14 protein-coding genes are annotated in these 17026 nt (G+C 73.6%); 8 read left to right on the top strand and 6 right to left on the bottom strand.

The window, feature by feature from the left end:
• Positions 1-69 precede the first annotated feature (69 nt).
• The gene (serA, locus tag H291_RS0119565) at positions 70-1308 is read right to left on the bottom strand and encodes a phosphoglycerate dehydrogenase (RefSeq protein ID WP_033327492.1); all 1239 of its coding nucleotides are present in this window, start codon (positions 1306-1308) and stop codon (positions 70-72) included.
• A 91-nt stretch (positions 1309-1399) separates the two neighbouring features.
• Complete coding sequence (locus H291_RS0119560; RefSeq protein WP_020016710.1) at positions 1400-3655, bottom strand: HelD family protein; 2256 nt, start codon at positions 3653-3655, stop codon at positions 1400-1402.
• A gap of 143 nt (positions 3656-3798) precedes the next feature.
• Here H291_RS0119560 and H291_RS0119555 point away from each other — a divergent pair, with 143 nt between their 5' ends.
• The 5 genes from H291_RS0119555 (at position 3799) to H291_RS0119535 (ending at position 8876) form a co-directional block, all read left to right on the top strand.
• Positions 3799-5181, top strand: a complete 1383-nt coding sequence (locus H291_RS0119555; RefSeq protein WP_084468266.1) for a PP2C family protein-serine/threonine phosphatase — start codon at positions 3799-3801, stop codon at positions 5179-5181.
• Positions 5178-6827 carry a sensor histidine kinase gene (locus tag H291_RS30845; RefSeq protein WP_198012553.1) on the top strand — a complete coding sequence of 550 codons (1650 nt, stop codon included), beginning with the start codon at positions 5178-5180 and terminating at the stop codon, positions 6825-6827. The genes H291_RS0119555 and H291_RS30845 overlap by 4 nt, the downstream gene beginning before the upstream one ends.
• A 106-nt stretch (positions 6828-6933) precedes the next feature.
• The gene (locus H291_RS0119545) at positions 6934-7353 is read left to right on the top strand and encodes a response regulator (protein ID WP_033327489.1); all 420 of its coding nucleotides are present in this window, start codon (positions 6934-6936) and stop codon (positions 7351-7353) included.
• Positions 7354-7477: 124 nt separating this feature from the next.
• Positions 7478-8407, top strand: coding sequence for a proteasome assembly chaperone family protein (locus H291_RS0119540; RefSeq protein ID WP_020016706.1), 930 nt, complete (start codon positions 7478-7480; stop codon positions 8405-8407).
• Positions 8408-8672: 265 nt separating this feature from the next.
• Entirely contained in the window at positions 8673-8876 is a 204-nt protein-coding gene (locus H291_RS0119535) for a cold-shock protein (protein ID WP_020016705.1), read from the top strand.
• A 60-nt stretch (positions 8877-8936) separates the two neighbouring features.
• Here H291_RS0119535 and H291_RS0119530 read toward each other — a convergent pair whose 3' ends face one another.
• Complete coding sequence (locus H291_RS0119530; protein ID WP_026365927.1) at positions 8937-9842, bottom strand: spermidine synthase; 906 nt, start codon at positions 9840-9842, stop codon at positions 8937-8939.
• Positions 9843-9933: 91 nt separating this feature from the next.
• On the opposite strand from H291_RS0119530, the gene H291_RS0119525 reads away from it, so the two are divergent.
• The 3 genes from H291_RS0119525 to H291_RS0119515 all read left to right on the top strand — a co-directional run bounded on the left by H291_RS0119525 (position 9934) and on the right by H291_RS0119515 (position 12214).
• Positions 9934-10410: an SAV_6107 family HEPN domain-containing protein gene (locus H291_RS0119525; RefSeq protein WP_232216115.1), complete on the top strand. Its 477-nt coding sequence runs from the start codon at positions 9934-9936 to the stop codon at positions 10408-10410.
• A 30-nt stretch (positions 10411-10440) separates the two neighbouring features.
• Positions 10441-11682 (top strand): DNA polymerase IV, encoded by a 1242-nt coding sequence (locus H291_RS30840; protein ID WP_033327412.1) that lies wholly within the window; start codon positions 10441-10443, stop codon positions 11680-11682.
• Between the two features lie 106 nt (positions 11683-11788).
• Positions 11789-12214 (top strand): DUF3040 domain-containing protein, encoded by a 426-nt coding sequence (locus H291_RS0119515; RefSeq protein ID WP_020016701.1) that lies wholly within the window; start codon positions 11789-11791, stop codon positions 12212-12214.
• Positions 12215-12307: 93 nt separating this feature from the next.
• Here the strand turns inward: H291_RS0119515 and H291_RS0119510 are convergent, their stop codons facing one another.
• The 3 genes from H291_RS0119510 to H291_RS0119500 are packed head-to-tail and all read right to left on the bottom strand — an operon-like array spanning position 12308 to position 16976.
• Positions 12308-14596: a DUF3488 and transglutaminase-like domain-containing protein gene (locus H291_RS0119510; protein ID WP_020016700.1), complete on the bottom strand. Its 2289-nt coding sequence runs from the start codon at positions 14594-14596 to the stop codon at positions 12308-12310.
• Positions 14593-15906, bottom strand: coding sequence for a DUF58 domain-containing protein (locus H291_RS0119505; protein ID WP_020016699.1), 1314 nt, complete (start codon positions 15904-15906; stop codon positions 14593-14595). Before H291_RS0119505 ends, H291_RS0119510 begins: the two co-directional genes overlap by 4 nt.
• Before the next feature lie 20 nt (positions 15907-15926).
• Entirely contained in the window at positions 15927-16976 is a 1050-nt protein-coding gene (locus H291_RS0119500; RefSeq protein WP_020016698.1) for an AAA family ATPase, read from the bottom strand.
• Positions 16977-17026: the final 50 nt, after the last annotated feature.

The following is a 17026-nucleotide window of genomic DNA, read 5'->3' as shown; positions in this document are numbered from 1 at the left end:
TGGTCGAGCTTGGCCTACCGCTGGTCGAGCTTGTCGAGACCGCTCTAAACGAGCTCGACCAGCGTCAGCTCAGCGGGCCGCCGGTCCCGGCGGGAACTCGGGGCGCTCGAAGGCGTCGCGGATCCGCAGGCGGATGGTCGCCTCCAGCGCCTGGAGCTTCTTGGACGCACCCCGCTCGGTCACGTCCGAGATGTCGGTGACCACGTAGCCGATGTCGCCGCGCGTCGCGAGCATCTGGCCCTCGATGTTGGCACCGTGGTCCGCGAAGATCTGGTTCACGGTGGCCAGCACGCCCGGCACGTTGCGGTGCAGCAGCTTGATGCGGCCCACCCCCGTGTGCTCGAGCTGCAGGTTCGGCAGGTTGACGCTGAGCATCGTCGACCCGGTCGTCACGTAGTCGCTGAGTTTCTTGGCCACGAACTGGCCGATCGCCTCCTGCGCCTCCTCGGTGGAGCCGCCCACGTGCGGCGTGAGGATCACGTTCGGCAGGCCGCGCAGCACCGACTCGAACGCGTCGCCGCGCTTCTTGGGCTCCTCCGGGAAGACGTCGACTGCGGCGCCCGACAGGTGACCCGAGGTGATGCGCTCGGCCAGGGCGTCGACGTCGACCACGAACCCGCGGCACAGGTTGAGGAAGATCGCGCCCGGCTTCATGCGGTCGAACTGCTTCTCGCCGAACAGGCCGGCGTTGCCGGAGCGGCCGTCCACGTGCAGCGTGACGATGTCCGCCGTCTCCAGGAGCTCGTCGAGGGTCTCGACGCGGCGCGCGTTGCCGAGCGCCAGCTTCTCGGCGGTGTCGAAGAAGATGACGGACATGCCGAGGTTCTCGGCGAGCACGGAGAGCTGCGAGCCGATGTTGCCGTAGCCCACGATGCCGAGGGTGCGGCCGCGCACCTCGTGCGAGCCGTCCGCCGACTTGTCCCAGACGCCGGAGTGCAGGGCGCGGTCGCGCTCGGTCATGCGGCGGGTCAGGGAGATGATCTCCGCGATCGCCAGCTCCACGACGGAGCGCGTGTTGGAGAACGGCGCGTTGAACACCGCGACGCCGCGGTGGGCGGCCGCCGTCAGGTTGATCTGGTTGGTGCCGATGCTGAAGGCACCCACGCCGACCAGGCTGTCGGACTCGGCCAGCACCCGCGCGGTCACCTCGGTCTTGGACCGGATCCCGAGGAGCTGCACGCCGTCGAGGGCGGCGATCAGCTCGTCCTCGTCGAGGGCTCCCTTGCGGTAGTCGACCTCGTACCCGGCCGACTCGAGGATCGGGACGGAGGTGGGGTGGACGTTCTCGAGGAGAAGGGCTCGCTGCACGCACCCATGGTGCGCCAGGGTGCGGGCGAGCGACAAACGGATGGGGCCCACGTCCCGCCTGCTGGGACGGCAGGTGGACGGGGCCCCGTCGTCAGAACCCTTCGGGCAGGTCGCGGGCGTGCAGCACCACGAGGCGCTGCGTCGGCCGGGTCATCGCCACGTAGAGATCGCTGGTGCCGCCGGCGCCCTCCGCGATCGTGGCCGGCTCCACCAGCACGACGGCGTCGAACTCCAGGCCCTTGGTCTCGCGCGGGCTGAGCACGGTCACCTGCGCGTCCTCCGGCCGCTGGGCCGCGAGCCGGTCGGCCTCCTCGGCGCCGACGGCGTCGGCCAGCGCCCCGCCCACGGCGTCGGCCAGCCGTGCCACGTGGGCCGGCGGCGTGACGACGGCCACGCGGCCGGCGTCGGGCCCCACGAACTCCTTGACCAGGCCCACGGCCTCGGCGACCACGGCGGCGTCGTCCGGCACCCCGTCCGGTCCCGGCGCGGTGCGGACCGCGTCGAGGGAGCCCTCGACGTCGCGCGCCGCCCGCAGGTCGGAGACGGGCAGCCGGGCCGCCCGTGCGACCCGCTGGGCGGTGTCGGCCACCGTGGCCGGCGTGCGGTAGGAGACGGTGAGCTCGGCCAGCCGCCACCCGTCGCGCAGCAGCGGCGTGAGCATGCGGTCCCAGCTGCGGGCACCGGCCGCCGACGAGGTCTGGGCGACGTCGCCGACGATGGTCATCGAGCGCGTCGGCACGCGGCGCACCAGCGCCCGCCAGGCCATCGGGGACAGCTCCTGCGCCTCGTCGACCACCACGTGGCCGTAGGTCCAGGACCGGTCTGCGGCGGCGCGCTCCGCCGTGGTCAGTGACGGGCCGGTGGCGGCGAAGCGGGAGGCGAGCGTCTCGGCGTCGACCAGGCCGCCGCCCGCGCCCGTGGCGGACAGCACGTTGCGCGCGTACTCGACCTCCCGGGCCTGCTCGGCCTCGCGGAGCTGGGCCTCGGCCCGGGCCAGGGAGTCGTCCTCGCCCAGCAGCTCGTACGCCTCGTCCAGGATCGGCACGTCCGACTCGGTCCACGGCGCGCCCGGCTCGCGGGCCAGCAGGCGCCGCTCGCGCTCGGACAGCTCCGGCGCCGCCTCGGCCAGCCGGTGGGGCTTGGCGTACAGGTCGGAGACGAGCCGCTCGGGCGTGATCGGCAGCCAGGCGATGTTGAGCGCCACGCGGACGTCGCGGTCGGAGCGCAGGTCCTCGACCACCGAGGCGCGGTCCTCGGACGACAGCGGGGCGCCGTCGAAGTCGCGGTACTGGTCGGCCAGCCGCCCGAGCATGTCGCGCACGAACGACGCGCGCGCCAGGTTGTGCGGCTTGTGCGTGCGGCGGGCGCGGGCGATCGCGTCGGCGACGTCGCGGGGCTGGATCACGAAGTCGTGCCCCTCGACCCGCACCTCGACCGGGTGCCGCGGCACGCGCTCGCGCGCCCGCACCGCCCGGCGGATCACCTTGCGCCACAGCAGCAGGCCCTTGAGCCGGGCCACCTGGCCCTCGTCGACCCCGGTCGCCCGGACCCCCGGCAGCAGGCTGCCGATCGTGGTGGACACCACGCCGGTCTCGCCGAGGGAGGGCAGCACCTGGTCGATGTACCGCAGGAACGCGCTCGACGGCCCGACCACCAGCACGCCGGACCGCTCCAGCAGGCGCCGGTGCGCGTACAGGAGGTAGGCGGCGCGGTGCAGCGCCACCGCGGTCTTGCCCGTGCCCGGCCCGCCCTGGACCACGAGTGCCCCGGTGAGGTCGGAGCGGATGATGCGGTCCTGCTCGGCCTGGATGGTCGCGACGATGTCCGTCATCCGGCCCGTACGGCCCTGGGCCATCGCCGCCAGCAGCGCGCCCTCGCCGGACAGCGCGTCGGCGTCGATCTCGGCGTCGAGGTCCAGGACCTCGTCCTCCAGGCCGGTCACCGCGCGGCCCTTGGTCACCAGGTGCCGACGCCGCCGGACGTCGCCCGGGTGCAGCGCCGTGGCCCGGTAGAACGCCTCCGCGGCCGGCGCGCGCCAGTCCGTGAGCATCGAGCGGTGCTCGGCGTCCGTCAGGCCGATGCGCCCCACGTAGCGGGTCGCGCCGTCGGACAGGTCCAGCCGGCCGAAGACCAGGCGGTCCTCGACCGCGTCGAGCTGCGCGGCCCGGTCCTCGTACATGGTCGCGAACGCGTCGCGCTCGCTGCGGTTCTGGTGCGTCCCGGAGGCGCCCTCCAGGCGCACGTTCCGCAGCCGGTTCGCGGTGGTGCCGCGCAGGGTGTCCAAGCGGACGTACATCGTGTCGACGACTGCTTGCTCGTGGGCCAGCTCGCCCGCGATTCCCGTCACGCCCTACCTCCGTGTTTCACCAGGGAGCCTCCGTCTTTCCACCAGCGAGATCTGTCCGGTCGCAATCAACCGGCCGACCATTATTGCTCACCCGTCGGCCTGTCCGCTGACAGGGCCTCGTCACGCTGGATAGGATCGCCGCCATGGCACCGGGCGGAGCGGGTTCTGCGAGGCCCTCAGGCGGGCCCGGCGCAGAGGCGCGCCCGGCCCGGCTCGACGGCCCGATCTCGGTGCTCCTGGTCGAGGACGACGACGCCGACGCCTTCCTCGTGAGCGAGCTCCTGGCCGACGCGGACGTGGAGTCCGACCTGCGCGCGGACCTCCACCGCGCCCGCTCCGTGGACGAGGCCCTCAACATCCTGTCCATGGTCGCCGTGGACTGCCTGCTGCTCGACCTGGGCCTGCCCGACGCCGAGGGGCTGGGCGCCCTGCGCCGCGTCATGGCCGGCATCGAGGTGCTGCCGGTGCAGCCCGCCGTCGTGGTGCTCACCGGGAACACGGCGCACGACCTGGGCTCGGCCGCCGTCGCCAACGGCGCCGACGACTACCTGGTCAAGGGCGAGGTGGACGGCGACGGGCTGGCCCGCTGCCTGCGCTACGCCACGCTGCGCCGCCGCTCGGCCGCCCAGCAGATCGCGCTGTTCCGCAGCGAGGTGCGTGCCGCCGAGACCACCCGCCTGGAGCGCGCCCTGCTGCCCAAGGAGCTCGTCACCGACGAGCGGGTCTCCGTCATGGTCGGCTACCTGCCCGGCGGCAACGGCCTGCTCGGCGGCGACTTCTTCGACACCGTGGAGCGCCCCGACGGCACCCTGGTCACCGTCATCGGCGACGTCGCCGGGCACGGCCCCGACGAGGCCGCGCTCGGCGCGGCGATGCGCACCGCCTGGCGCACCCTCGTGCTGGCCGACACCCCCGCCGACGACGTGCTGCCGCTGCTCGAGCGCGTGCTCCTCGCGGAGCGCGGCCGGCCCGAGGTGTTCGTCACCATCTGCCAGGCCGTCATCTCGCCCGACCGCTCGCACATGGACGTCTACCTCGCCGGGCACCTGCCGCCCCTGCTCGTGGTGCCGCAGACGCCCGCCGGCCGGACCACGCCCGTGACCCACCAGTGCGAGGAGCTGCCGTCCTCCGACCGCGGCCGAGCCCTGGGCATCCCCGTCGAGGGCAGCTGGACCGCACACCGCGTGCACCTGCCCGAGGTGTGGACCGCCGTGCTCTACACCGACGGGCTCGTCGAGGCGGCGGTCGGCGCCGACCCCGAGGGCACGCCGATCCTCCCGCCCAGCGCCCACGGGCGCATGCCGCGCCTCGGGGCGCACGGCCTGCGCAGCGTCGTCGAGCACGAGATGGACCAGGGCACCGACGAGGTCGTCACCCGCGTGCTGCGCCGCGTGCGCGCCCTGCACGGCGGCCCCCTGGTCGACGACGCCGCGCTGCTGTTCGTCGGCTGGGCCGGCGCCGGCGCCACCGAACCGGGGGAGCGCACCTCGACCCTGGCCGACTCGGTGGAGTGGTCGCGGGCATGACGCTAGTGCCGGACGAGCACCGGTTCACCGGTGTGTCGATGCGCCGCCGCCTCGCCCGCCTGCTCGGCGCCGTCGCGGCCATGCTCGTGCTGGCGCTCGCCGTCGCGGTGCTCGCCCTGGTCCAGTCCCGCGGCCTCGACGCCCGCGCCGACGGCCCCTACTACCGCGCCCTGGTCGACGGCGAACGGGCCTCCGTGGCGCTCGCCGACGCCGACGCGTCGGTCAGCGCCTACCGCGCCACCTGCGACGAGGCCGCGCTGGAACCCTGGACCCGCGCCGTCGGGGCGAGCGGCCGCATCATGCTCCTGGCCGACGTCGAGCGCCGGGCGCTGGCCTCCGACGCCGAGGTGCTCCAGGCGTACGAGGAGGCCGTGCGGCGCACCGACGCCTGGTTCGACGAGTACGCCGAGCCCGTGGTCGCGGCCGTCGAGGCGGCGCCCGCCGGCCAGATGGCCTGCCAGATGGAGCTGCTGAGCACCGCCCCGCCGATCTCCCGGGGCGACGCGCTGTACGAGGCCGCCAACGACGCCGTCTCCCAGTACCTGGCCGAGCTGAGCGCGCAGCGCGACGAGGTCGTGGCCACCCGGGCCGTCTGGGAGCGGCTGCTGCTGGGCGCCGTCGCGACGCTCGTGCTCGTGGTCGTGCTGATGGGCACCATGATGTGGCTCGCCCTGGAGTCGTGGGTGATCCGGCCGCTCACGGAGCTCACCGCCGCCGTCCGCGTGGTGAGCAGCGGCGTGCTCGGGCGGGAGATCCGGCCCGCCGGCACGGGCGAGGTCGCCCTGCTGGCCATGCACGTCGAGACCATGCGCCGCGAGCTCGTGCACCAGGTCGAGGAGATCCGGCTGTCGCACCAGGAGGTCGAGAACGCGCACACCCTGCTCAGCGAGCAGGCGCGCGAGCTCGAGCGGTCCAACCGCGACCTGGAGCAGTTCGCCTACGTGGCCTCGCACGACCTCCAGGAGCCGCTGCGCAAGGTGGCCAGCTTCACGCAGCTCCTGCAGAAGCGGTACGGCGGTTCCCTCGACGACCGCGCCGACCAGTACATCGAGTTCGCCGTGGACGGCGCCAAGCGCATGCAGCGGCTCATCCAGGACCTGCTGAGCTTCTCGCGCGTGGGCCGCACGGGCGTGCCCCGCGAGGACGTCGAGCTGGAGGGCGTGCTGACCGCGGCGCTCGCCGAGCTGTCCGAGCGGATCACGGCCGCGGACGCCGAGATCGTGCACGACCCGATGCCCGTGGTGCACGGCGAGCGGGCGCTGCTCCAGCAGATCTTCGTCAACCTGATCGGCAACTCGCTCAAGTTCCGGGACCCCGACCGGCCGCCCAGCGTGCGGATCGAGGTGCGCAGCATGCGCGCGCACTGGGAGATCTCGGTGGTGGACAACGGCATCGGCATCGACGCCCAGTACGCCGAGCGGGTGTTCGTCATCTTCCAGCGGCTGCACTCGCGCGAGCAGTACGCGGGCACCGGGATCGGCCTCTCGCTGGTCAAACGGATCGTCGAGTACCACAAGGGCCGCATCTGGATCGAGCCGGCCGACGGCGGCGGCACCATCGTGCGGTTCACGCTGGCCCGGCGGCAGGGCCAGCCCGGCACGGGGCGCCTTTCGACCGAACGGGCGCAGTCGACTACGCTTCAATGAGGCGGCCTGACCAGGGCCGACGGCGGGCCGCGACGAGGGGGCCCGGCGATGCCGACATCATGGGACAGGTACGGGCCGGGTGGTCAACGTGAGCGGTCAGAAGGTGATGGAGATCCTCCTCGTGGAGGACGACCCGGGCGACGTCCTGATGACGCGGGAGGCCTTCGAGGACCACCGTGTCCCGAACAACGTCTCCGTGGTGGGCGACGGTGTGAGCGCGCTGGAGTTCCTGCGCAAGCAGGGGCAGTACGCCCAGGCGCCGACCCCCGACCTGGTGCTCCTGGACCTCAACCTGCCCAAGATGGACGGGCTCGAGGTGCTGGCCGTCGCCAAGGGCGACCCCATGCTGCGGCACATCCCGGTGGTCGTGCTGACCACGTCGGACGCCCAGGAGGACGTCGTCGGCTCGTACTCGCTGCACGCCAACGCGTACGTGACCAAGCCGGTCGACTTCGACCGGTTCATCGACGTGGTGCGCCAGATCGACGACTTCTTCGTCTCCGTGGTGCGCCTGCCCGGCCGCTGAGCCGGGCTTTCTCACGACGCTCAGGGCGTAACGGGAAGACAGCCGGCCCCCGCTGCGTTGGACCAGAGCAGACACCCTTTCGGATCGGGTGATCGGCAGTACTCCGACGAGCGAGGGAGCGCACGTGCTTGACCCCCAGGGCATCTACGACGTCGACGAGGCAGCGGTGGAGCGCACGCTGGGTCGCAGCGTGCCCGGCAGCTCCGACGGACCCGTCATGCTGCACGCCGTCCGCGGTTTCGTGGACGCCGGCAGCGCGGGCGACCTCGCCGTCGAGCACCTGATCGACGAGTTCCGCGTGGAGCGTCTGGTGACGTTCGACGTGGACCAGCTGCTGGACTACCGCTCCAAGCGGGTGACCATGACGTTCGACTCCGACCGGTGGGCCGACTACCAGGCCCCCTACCTCGCCGTCGACCACCTGACCGACGCCGAGGGCACCGGGTTCCTGCTGCTGCACGGCGCCGAGCCGGACCTGCAGTGGGAGCGCGTCGTGGCGGCGCTCACCCAGCTCGTGGAGCGCTTCAACGTGAGCCTCGTGGTGGGCGTGCAGGGCATCCCGATGGGGCTGCCGCACACCCGCCCGCTGTCGCTGACGGCGCACGCGACCCGGCCCGGCCTGGTCGACGACTACACCTCGTGGTTCGGCAGCGTGAAGGTGCCGGGCTCGCTGGCCGCGCTCCTGGAGTACCGCCTGGGCGAGTCGGGGCACGACGCGCTCGGGTTCACCGTGCACGTGCCGCACTACCTCGCGCAGTCGCAGTACCCGCCGGCCACGGTCGTCGGGCTGCAGCACATCGAGCGCGCGACCGGGCTGGACCTGGCGATCGGCGGTCTCGAGGAGGCCGCGACCGACGCCAAGATCGAGGTGGAGAAGCAGGTCGCGGAGTCGACCGAGATCGCCGCCGTGGTCAAGGCGCTGGAGGAGCAGTACGACGCGTTCGCCCGCTCCATCGGCCGCCCGAGCCTGCTCGCGGAGACCACGCCGATCCCGAGCGCCGACGAGCTGGGCGCGGAGTTCGAGCGATTCCTCGCACAGCAGAACGGCGAGTGAGCCGGAGCGTAGCCGCAGGCTCACTCGCCAGGAAATAGCGCGTGAGCTGGTGTTCCAGGCAAGTTCGCGGCCCGGTGTGTCATAGCTGCGGCAGAAATGTGCGTGTTCCGTGGCACATTTGAGTGGTCCATGCCACACTGGCGCACGTTGCAGTGACATACCAAGGCCACGTCCGCCGTGTCGTGAGCAAGTCGGGAAAGCATTGCGGCACGGGGGCGGGCAACGGGCTCGCCGTCGGATCCCGGACGGAAGGTCGAAGGACAGCATGGCGCAGGGTTCTGTGAAGTGGTTCAACGCGGAGAAGGGCTACGGGTTCATCGCCCAGGACGGCGGCGGCGCCGACGTCTTCGTGCACTACTCCGCAATCCAGTCCAACGGGTACCGGTCTCTCGAGGAGGCCCAGCGGGTCGAGTTCGAGATCACGCAGGGTCCCAAGGGTCCGCAGGCGGAAGCAGTCGTGCCGCTCTGACGTAACTCGTGAGCAGGGCCGCGCTCCCCCCGGGGGAGCGCGGCCCTTCTTGCGTTCGTGTCAGGGGGTGGCCGTCGGCAGCGGCGCCGCCGTGCCGGCGAACGCCGTGGCGTCCTCGCCCGCCAGCAGCGTGGCGGGCACCGCCAGGGTCCGCAGGGCGCGCCCCAGGCGCGGGTCGCGCAGGTCGGGCTGCTGGGCGTCCTGCTCGTCCTCGGGCACCTCGCGGACGGCCGCGAGCACCAGGTTGCCGTACCGGCGGCCCTTGAGGATCGCGGGCTCGGCGACGGCGGCCAGGCGGCCCTGCGCGGCGGCGTCGGGCCCGAACGCCGCGGCGAGGCTCGCGACCTCGCGCCGGGCCGTGGTCAGCGGCGGCCGGTCGGCGCAGTTGACCAGCAGCACGCCGCCGGGCCGCAGCACCCGGTGGGCCTCGGCCGCGAACCCCGTGCCCACCAGGTGCTCCGGGGTGCGGTCGCCCGCGAACACGTCGCGCACCACGACGTCGTAGGAGGCGTCGTGCGCGGAGGCCAGGGCGCGGCCGGCGTCGTCGGCCCGCAGGCGCAGCAGGGGCGAGCGCGGCAGGGCGAACCACTCGCGCACGAGCTCCAGCAGGCGCGGGTCCAGGTCGACGCCGAGCTGGCGGGAGCCGGGCCGCTCGTGCTCCACGTGCCGGGCGAACGCGCTGCCGGCCGCGCCGAGGTGCAGCACGCGCAGCGGCCCGGGCGGCAGGAGCGCCACGAACGCGGCCATCTGCTGCATGTACTCGAAGTCGAGAAAACCGGGGTCGGCGAGGTCCAGGCTGGAGCTCGGCACGCCGTTGACGTGCAGCGTCACCCGCTGTGGGAAGTCGGGGTCGCGAACCACCTCGGCGGTGCCCGTGGTGATCGGCACGGGGCCCAGGGGCAGCTCGGCGGGGAGTGTCAGTGGTGCGGAGGAGGATGGGCGGCGTCGGGCGGAGCGGCGGGCCATGAGGACAGTCTCTCCCGGACCAGCGGCCCGCTTGACAGGATAGAACGTATGTTCGATAGTGTCGCACAAGGGGTTCGATCGGAGGTTCGAGATGGGCACCATGCAGTCTCAGGGCGGTCGGGACGTGGTCTCGGCACGCATGCTCGTGCCGCGCGCCGTCCCGCCGGGGGTCAGTGCGCTCCTGCGCAAGGCGGACGCGGAGCTCGCCGAGGCGGCGCGCTCCGCCGACCCGGGGGACCGGTTCGTGCACGCGCACCTCGCGGCGATCCGGGCGGCCGCGGCCGTCGTGGCCCTGCGTGGCCGCCCGTCGGCGCGCTCGGGAGCGCGTACGGTGTGGGACATGCTCGCGCACGCCGAGCCGGACCTCGCGGCCTGGTCGGGCTACTTCGCCTCCGGCGCGCCCCTGCGGGCGGCCGTGGACGCCGGCCGCCCGGAGCAGGTCGAGCCCGCGCGGGCGGACGAGCTGCTCGCGTGCGCCGAGGACTTCCGGGACGAGGTCGCGATGCTCGTGGACCCGCAGACCGGGTTCGCGACCCAGCGGCTGTCCCTGGTGCCCGAGGCCTCCTGACAGGCGCAACAGCAAGAACGGAGCAGGTTCGTGAGCAAGGGGCCGCGGTCAGCGGCGGCGAGACGGGACTGGGGGTCGGACGAGTCCGGCTGCTCGGTGTTGCACCTGGACATGGACGCGTTCTTCGCGTCCTGCGAGCTGGCCCGGCGGCCCGAGCTGCGCGGCCTGCCGGTCATCGTCGGCGGGCAGGAGCGCGGGGTGGTGCTGGCGGCCACCTACGAGGCGCGTGCGTTCGGCGTCCGGTCCGCCATGCCGATGACTCGGGCGCGCCTGCTGTGCCCGCAGGCCGTCGTCGTCCGGCCCGACCACAACCTGTACCGCGACGTGTCCCGGTCGGTCATGGGCCTCCTGCACGAGGTCACGCCGCTCGTGGAGCAGATCAGCGTGGACGAGGCCTTCCTGGACGTCAGCGGCGCCCGGCGCCGCCTGGGGCCGCCCACGGTGATCGGTGCCGAGCTGCGCCGGCGCATCGAGGCCGAGCACGGTGTCACCGCCTCGGTGGGCATCGCCCGGAACAAGTTCGTGGCCAAGCTGGCGTCCACGCACGCCAAGCCGGACGGCCTGATGCTGGTGCCGGTGGACGCGACCGTCGACTTCCTGCACACCCTGCCCGTCGGCGCCCTGTGGGGTGTGGGGGACAAGACCGAGAAGTCGCTCGCCGCCTGGGGCATCACCACGGTGGCCGAGCTGGCCCACACCGACCTGCCGAGCCTGCAGGCCGCCGTCGGCCGGGTCAGCGGCGCGCACCTGCACGACCTCGCCTGGGGGCGGGACCCGCGCCCCGTGGTGCCCGAGCACCGCGAGCACAGCATCGGCGCGGAGACCACGTTCGGCACGGACCAGGACGACACCGAGGCGGTCAACCGGCGGGTGCTGGAGCTGTCCGACCGGGTCGCGGCGCGGCTGCGGCACCAGGGCGTGCTGGCGCGCACGGTGTCGGTGAAGGTGCGTTCGAGCGACTTCGCGACGTTCACCCGCTCCCGCACCCTGGACGGCCCCACGGACGTTGCCCGCGAGATCTATCTGGTGGCTCGCGAGCTCGTCGCGGCGGTCGACCTGGGTGGTCTTCCGGTGCGCCTGGTGGGGGTCCGGGGTGAAAACCTCATGCAACGCGGTGGTTCCGCCCAGCAGCCCACGCTGGAGGAGGCGGTCGATCCGCGCTCCGGTGCACAGCGCGAGGCGGAGCTGGCGCTCGACGCCGTGCGTGAGAAGTTTGGGAAAACGGCGATCGACCTGGGTGTACATCGCAAGAACGGCACGCATCTTTACTGATCTGCCCCTATAGTCATGGGTATGCCCGGGATGTCGACTACCAACGACGGCCGGGTCGTCCTATCCTGAGAGGGACACTGTTCCTTTGCGAGATCCGGGGGTCTCGATGCCTCTGTCCGAGTACGAGCAGCGGGTGCTGGAGCAGATGGAGCGTGCTCTGACGTCAGACGACCCGCGGCTGGCGAACACGCTCCAGTCCACAGGTCGTGGTAACGCGCTCCGTTATGTGCTGTCCGGGGCCGGCGTCGTCGTCGGCCTGCTTCTTCTTGTCGTCGGTGCAGCGACGTCGCGTACCTGGCTCGGGGCCATCGGCTTCGTGCTGATGTTCGCGGGTGTGGTCTTCGCGTTCCTCGGACCGCGCAAGAAGCAGCAGGAGGGTCCGGTCGGGGTCGTCGGCGAAGACGGCACGGTCCAGCCCCCTACCGGGGCAGCACGCAAGGCCCGCAAGCGGCAGGGTGGAGGTCGTTCCGGCGGCTTCCTCGCCCGCCTCGAAGAGCGCTGGGAGAACCGGCGCAACCAGGGTGGCCGCTAGCCGGCCAACCGTTTCCGGTGATCCGCGTCAGCGGACCGCCGACATGACAGGAGCCGGGCCCCTCGGGGCCCGGCTCCTGTCATGTCACCCCGGTCAAGCCTTGCGGGCGAGGGCTTCCGTCAGCTCCGCCGTGACCGACGTCGTGAGCTCCTCGAGCTCCGCGGCGGACGGCGGCGTCGAGGCGCGGGCGTAACGCTCGTCCTCGGCGGCGTCGGCCAGGGCGGTGAGCCGCTCGGCGACGTCGTCGGGCAGGGGGGCGCCCGTGCGCGTGCGGATCTCGTCCGCGATCACGGCCGGCGCGCGGCGCAGCGTGACCGAGGGCCCGAGGCGGACCTCCCGCTCGGCGAGCAGGGCCAGCACCCGCGCCCACGCCCGCTCCGGGTCGAGCTCCTCGACCTCCGTGCGGCGTCGCAGGAGCAGCCAGGCCGCCCCGCCGAGCACGCCGAGGGCCACGATGACCGCGACCACCCAGGCCCAGCCGGGCAGGGTCTGGTCGGACACCTGGTTGCCGGACGCGCTCTGGGTGGCGGCCGCCTCGGACTCGTCCGGCCGCTCCGACGGCTGCTGCGTGGGCACCTCGGGCGCCCGCGAGGGCGTCGGGGAGGCGCTGGGCGCGTTGCCGGTGGTCGGGTTCGCGTACGCGGGCAGCGGGCCGGTCTGTACCTGCGGCGTGGGCTCGAAGCGGACCCAGCCCACGGACGGGAAGTAGATCTCGGGCCAGGCGTGCGAGTCCTGGCCCGTGACCCGGTAGCCGCCGGTGCCGTCGGGCCGGCCGGGCAGCCAGCCGACGCCGATCCGGGCCGGGATGTCGAGGCTGCGGGCCATCACCATCATCGACAGGGCGTACTGCGTGCAGTAGCCCTCCTTGTTCTGCAGGAAGTCCCAGACGGTGTCGGACGAGCCCCGGTAGTCGGCGTCCGGGTTGTACACGAACCCGGCGCCGGAGCGCAGGTGGTTCTGGAGCGCGACCACGGCGTCGAACCGGGTCGGCGCGTCGCCGGCGACCCGCTGGGCGTAGTCGGCGATGTCGTCCCGGTGCTCGGTGTCCGGCACCTCCGTGTAGCCGGCCGACCGGGGGTCGCCCCCGCTGGGCACGGCCCGGAGCAGCTCCGGGGTGAGCCCGCGGTCGACGATCTCGACCGTGTACGGGGCGCCCTGCTGGGTGCCCTCGCCGCCTCGCACCTCGTCCCGGAGCGGGTCGTAGGCCCAGTCGCCGTCCACGTCGACCCGCCGGGGCTCGAGCGGCAGCGGGAGCTCCGAGCCGTCGAGCTGCCCGATCTGCACGTCCATCTGGCGGCCCTGGCCCGTCGCCCCCTCACCGGGCGGCGCGAGGACGGTCGACGCGTCGAAGTCCGCGAGGCCACCCGTGGGCACGTTCCGGTTGGTCTGCACGCCGTCGAACGCCGTCAGGGTCATGACGCGCAGGGGGCCGGTCGGCTCGCCGTCGGCCATCGTGTAGGTCAGCACCGTGTTGCCCGAGCGGGCGCTCAGCGGCTGGCGCATGTCGAGCTCGGAGGAGAGCTCGACCGTGTCGGACGGCGTGGAGATGAGCTGGTTCCACGTGCCCGCCAGCGCCGGCAGCGCGGCCATGCCGGTCGCGACGCCGAGCGAGGTGGCGGCGACCGCGACGGACGTCAGCGCGGTGATGCCGGAGCGGAACCGCTGCGCGCGGCGTACGGCCGCGGACTCGGAGTCGCCGCGCCGCCCGGGCGTCACGCCCACCGGGTCGACCGTGAGCAGCAGGAGCATCGCGGTGACGCTGATGACGAAGACGGGCCACGGCACGTCGCCGATCAGGGTGAGCGGCGGCGTCCACAGGAGGAGCAGCGGCACCCCGGCGAAGCCTGGCATGCGGGCTCCGGCGAGCGAGTCCACCACGAGCAGCACCAGCAGCGTGCCGCCCACGGCGACCATGCTGATGGCCGGCCCGGGGTCCACCGGGGCCACCTGCGTGTTCATCAGCTCGGTGGCCTGGCGGAACCGTTCGAGGACCTGCTCCACGGAGTCCGGGCCCACGAACGGCTCGAACCGCTGGCCGGGACCGCCGTAGCGGGCCAGGACGAACCAGACGGCGACCACGAGGCCGGCCGCCGTGGCGATGAAGGACGCGCCGCCCGCGGCGCGGTCGGCGGCCCGGTCGGCGCTCGCGCCCTGGCCCGCGGCGCGACGGGCCGCGGCCCGGTCCACGGCGGTGCGCAGCAGCAGGTAGCGCACCACGCAGGTGGTGGTCGAGACCAGGAGGACGCCCGTCGTGCCCGCGGTGAGCCAGGGCCCGGGGTCGATGACGAGCCGGAGCGCGTGCATGGAGGCGATCACGGCGATCGCGACGAGCACGCCGGAGGCGACGGTGCGGACCAGCGGGCCGCGGTGCGCGGGGATCACGGCGCACGCTCCGCGAGCAGGGCCCAGGCGCGCTCCGGGTCGGTGCGCGCCTCGCACGTGCTGACGTGCCAGCTCGACGCGCGCAGCTCGGCCGCCGTCTGGTCCAGCTCGTGCTGGAAGCCCGCACCGTGCGGCGCCACCAGGAGCGCCCAGCAGGTGCCCTCCGCGCCGAGGGCGGCCAGGTCGTGTCGCGCGTCGGGCCCCTGCGGGCCCAGCACCGTCACGACGATCTCGCCGGGCACCCGCGCGAGCCGCAGGGCCCGCGCGGTGGTGCTGATGGCGTGCTGCCCCTCGGCGTTGCCGCGGTGGCCGCGGATGTCGACGCAGGCGTCCAGCAGCGCGGACCGGCTGGCCCGGGTGGTCGCGAACCGCTCGCCCTCCAGGCTGGGGGCCACGCTCGTGGTCACCAGGCGCGCCGGGTGGCCGGCGTCGAGGAACGAGGTGGCGATCGACGCCGCGAGCTCGACCGCCCACTCGCCGTCGTCCACGGCCGCGGGGCGGCGCATGCTCCCGGACTCCTGCCAGTGCGGCAGCAGCGAGCGGTCGAGCAGCACGGTCACGGGGCGCACGCCGGCGCTCTCGTCGGCGCGCACCATGAGCTGGCCGCGGCGGGCCGCGCTCGCCCAGTGGACCCGGCGCGGGTCGTCGCCGGCGACGTACTCGCGCAGCACGGAGTCGTCGGTGGACTGTAGGCGCGCGCCCGTGGCGGAGTGGTCGACGTCGCCCACCGCGCGCGTGCGGACGGCGAGCTCGACGGTGCGGGGCCACACGGGCACCTGCGTGGGGCTGCCGAGCGGCTGGGTGGCGCGGACCAGGCCGAACACGTCGGTCCGGGTGGTCAGCAACGGGCCCAGCGACCAGCGGCCGCGGCGCATCGGGGTGAGCGAGTAGTGCACGGTGATCCGGTCGGCCCGCGCGGACACCCGGGCGCGGATGCCCTGGTGCCCGGCGAGCTCGTGCGCCGCCTGCTCCGACAGCCGCAGGCGGGAGAGCCGCTCGTACGCGGCGCCGGAGGCCTGGTGCGCGGCGACCAGGAGGCTCACGTCCGCCGTCCGGTCGCGGACCACGGGGTTGGGTGCCACGGCACGCGTCACGTGCAGGGCGCCGCGCCCCGACTCGAGCCGCTGGGTGCCGATCACCAGCCAGGCCACGGTGACGGCGATGAGGGCCGCCGCGCCGAGCCCGACGAGGTCGGGCAGGGTGAGCACCAGCCCGAGCGGGATCAGGACGCCGCCCACGCAGGCCGCCCCGATGCCGCGGGGGGTGAGCCGGACCCGGCTGATCCGGGCGAGCGTGTCACGCCACCTCATGCGCTTGCCGCCCTGGCCGCTCAGAACTGCCGCCGGTCGGCGGGCTCGAGCGCCGGCACCGGCGTGCGCTGCACGATCTCGTCGACGAGCGTCTCCGGCGTCACGCCACCGAGCCGGGACTCGGTGGTGAGGATGAGGCGGTGCGCCAGGACGGGCCGGGCGAGCCGCTGGATGTCGTCGGGCAGCACGTGGTCGCGCCCCGCCATGGCGGCGATGGCCTTGGCGGCCCGCAGGAGCTGGAGCGAGGCGCGCGGCGAGGCGCCCAGCCGCAGGCCGGGGTGCTCGCGCGTGGCGCCGACGAGGCCCACCACGTAGCGCTTGACCGAGGGGGAGGCGTAGAGCGAGCGCACGAGCGCGGAGAACCGCAGCAGCGTGCGCCCGTCGGTCACGGCCTCCAGGTGGGCCAGCGGCGTGGTGGCCTCCTGCCGGTCGAGCATGAGCATCTCGGCGTCGATGTCGGGGTACCCCACGGTGATGCGGGCCATGAACCGGTCGCGCTGCGCCTCGGGCAGGGGGTAGGTGCCCTCCATCTCCACCGGGTTCTGGGTGGCGACCACGAGGAACGGCCGGGGGAGCTGGTGGGTGGTGCCGTCGACGGTGGTCTGGCCCTCCTCCATGCACTCCAGCAGCGCGGACTGGGTCTTGGGCGAGGCGCGGTTGATCTCGTCGCCGATGACGATGTTGCTGAACACCGGGCCCGGGCGGAACTCGAACTCGTGGCTGCCGGTGCGGAAGATGTTGACGCCGGTGAGGTCGCTCGGCAGCAGGTCGGGCGTGAACTGGATGCGGCCCACGTGGCAGTCGATGCTGCGCGCGACCGCCTTGGCGAGCGTGGTCTTGCCGACGCCGGGCACGTCCTCGACGAGCAGGTGGCCCTCGGCCAGCAGGACGGCGAGCGTGATGTCGGCCAGGCCGGGCCGGCCGGTCACGACGGACTCCACGGCACCCCGGACCCGGGCCATGGTCTCCACGAGCTCGTCGAGCGCGCCGGGTCCGGGCGCCGGCTGTGCGGCGGCCGCGCCGCCGTAACGAGGGTCCGAGAGGCCGGAGGTGGTGGGTTCCGTGTGCACTGGGGGGACCTCCATCGGGCCGGGAGTCAGGCCGGTTTCTCGCGCGGGTA

It is taken from the genome of Promicromonospora sukumoe 327MFSha3.1, assembly GCF_000385135.1.
Lineage (GTDB): Bacteria > Actinomycetota > Actinomycetes > Actinomycetales > Cellulomonadaceae > Promicromonospora > Promicromonospora sukumoe_B.
The sequence above is the reverse complement of the archived record's forward strand: the minus strand, read 5'-3'. Positions and strand labels throughout refer to the sequence as shown.

What these genes read in the sequence shown, in the direction of transcription:
- H291_RS0119555 (WP_084468266.1), top strand. Translation starts at nt 3,799, where the DNA reads ATGGCACCGGGCGGAGCGGGTTCTGCGAGGCCCTCAGGCGGGCCCGGC.
- H291_RS30845 (WP_198012553.1), top strand. Translation starts at nt 5,178, where the DNA reads ATGACGCTAGTGCCGGACGAGCACCGGTTCACCGGTGTGTCGATGCGC.
- H291_RS0119545 (WP_033327489.1), top strand. Translation starts at nt 6,934, where the DNA reads ATGGAGATCCTCCTCGTGGAGGACGACCCGGGCGACGTCCTGATGACG.
- H291_RS0119535 (WP_020016705.1), top strand. Translation starts at nt 8,673, where the DNA reads ATGGCGCAGGGTTCTGTGAAGTGGTTCAACGCGGAGAAGGGCTACGGG.
- H291_RS0119530 (WP_026365927.1), bottom strand. Translation starts at nt 9,842, where the DNA reads ATGGCCCGCCGCTCCGCCCGACGCCGCCCATCCTCCTCCGCACCACTG.
- H291_RS0119525 (WP_232216115.1), top strand. Translation starts at nt 9,934, where the DNA reads ATGGGCACCATGCAGTCTCAGGGCGGTCGGGACGTGGTCTCGGCACGC.
- H291_RS0119515 (WP_020016701.1), top strand. Translation starts at nt 11,789, where the DNA reads ATGCCTCTGTCCGAGTACGAGCAGCGGGTGCTGGAGCAGATGGAGCGT.
- H291_RS0119505 (WP_020016699.1), bottom strand. Translation starts at nt 15,906, where the DNA reads ATGAGGTGGCGTGACACGCTCGCCCGGATCAGCCGGGTCCGGCTCACC.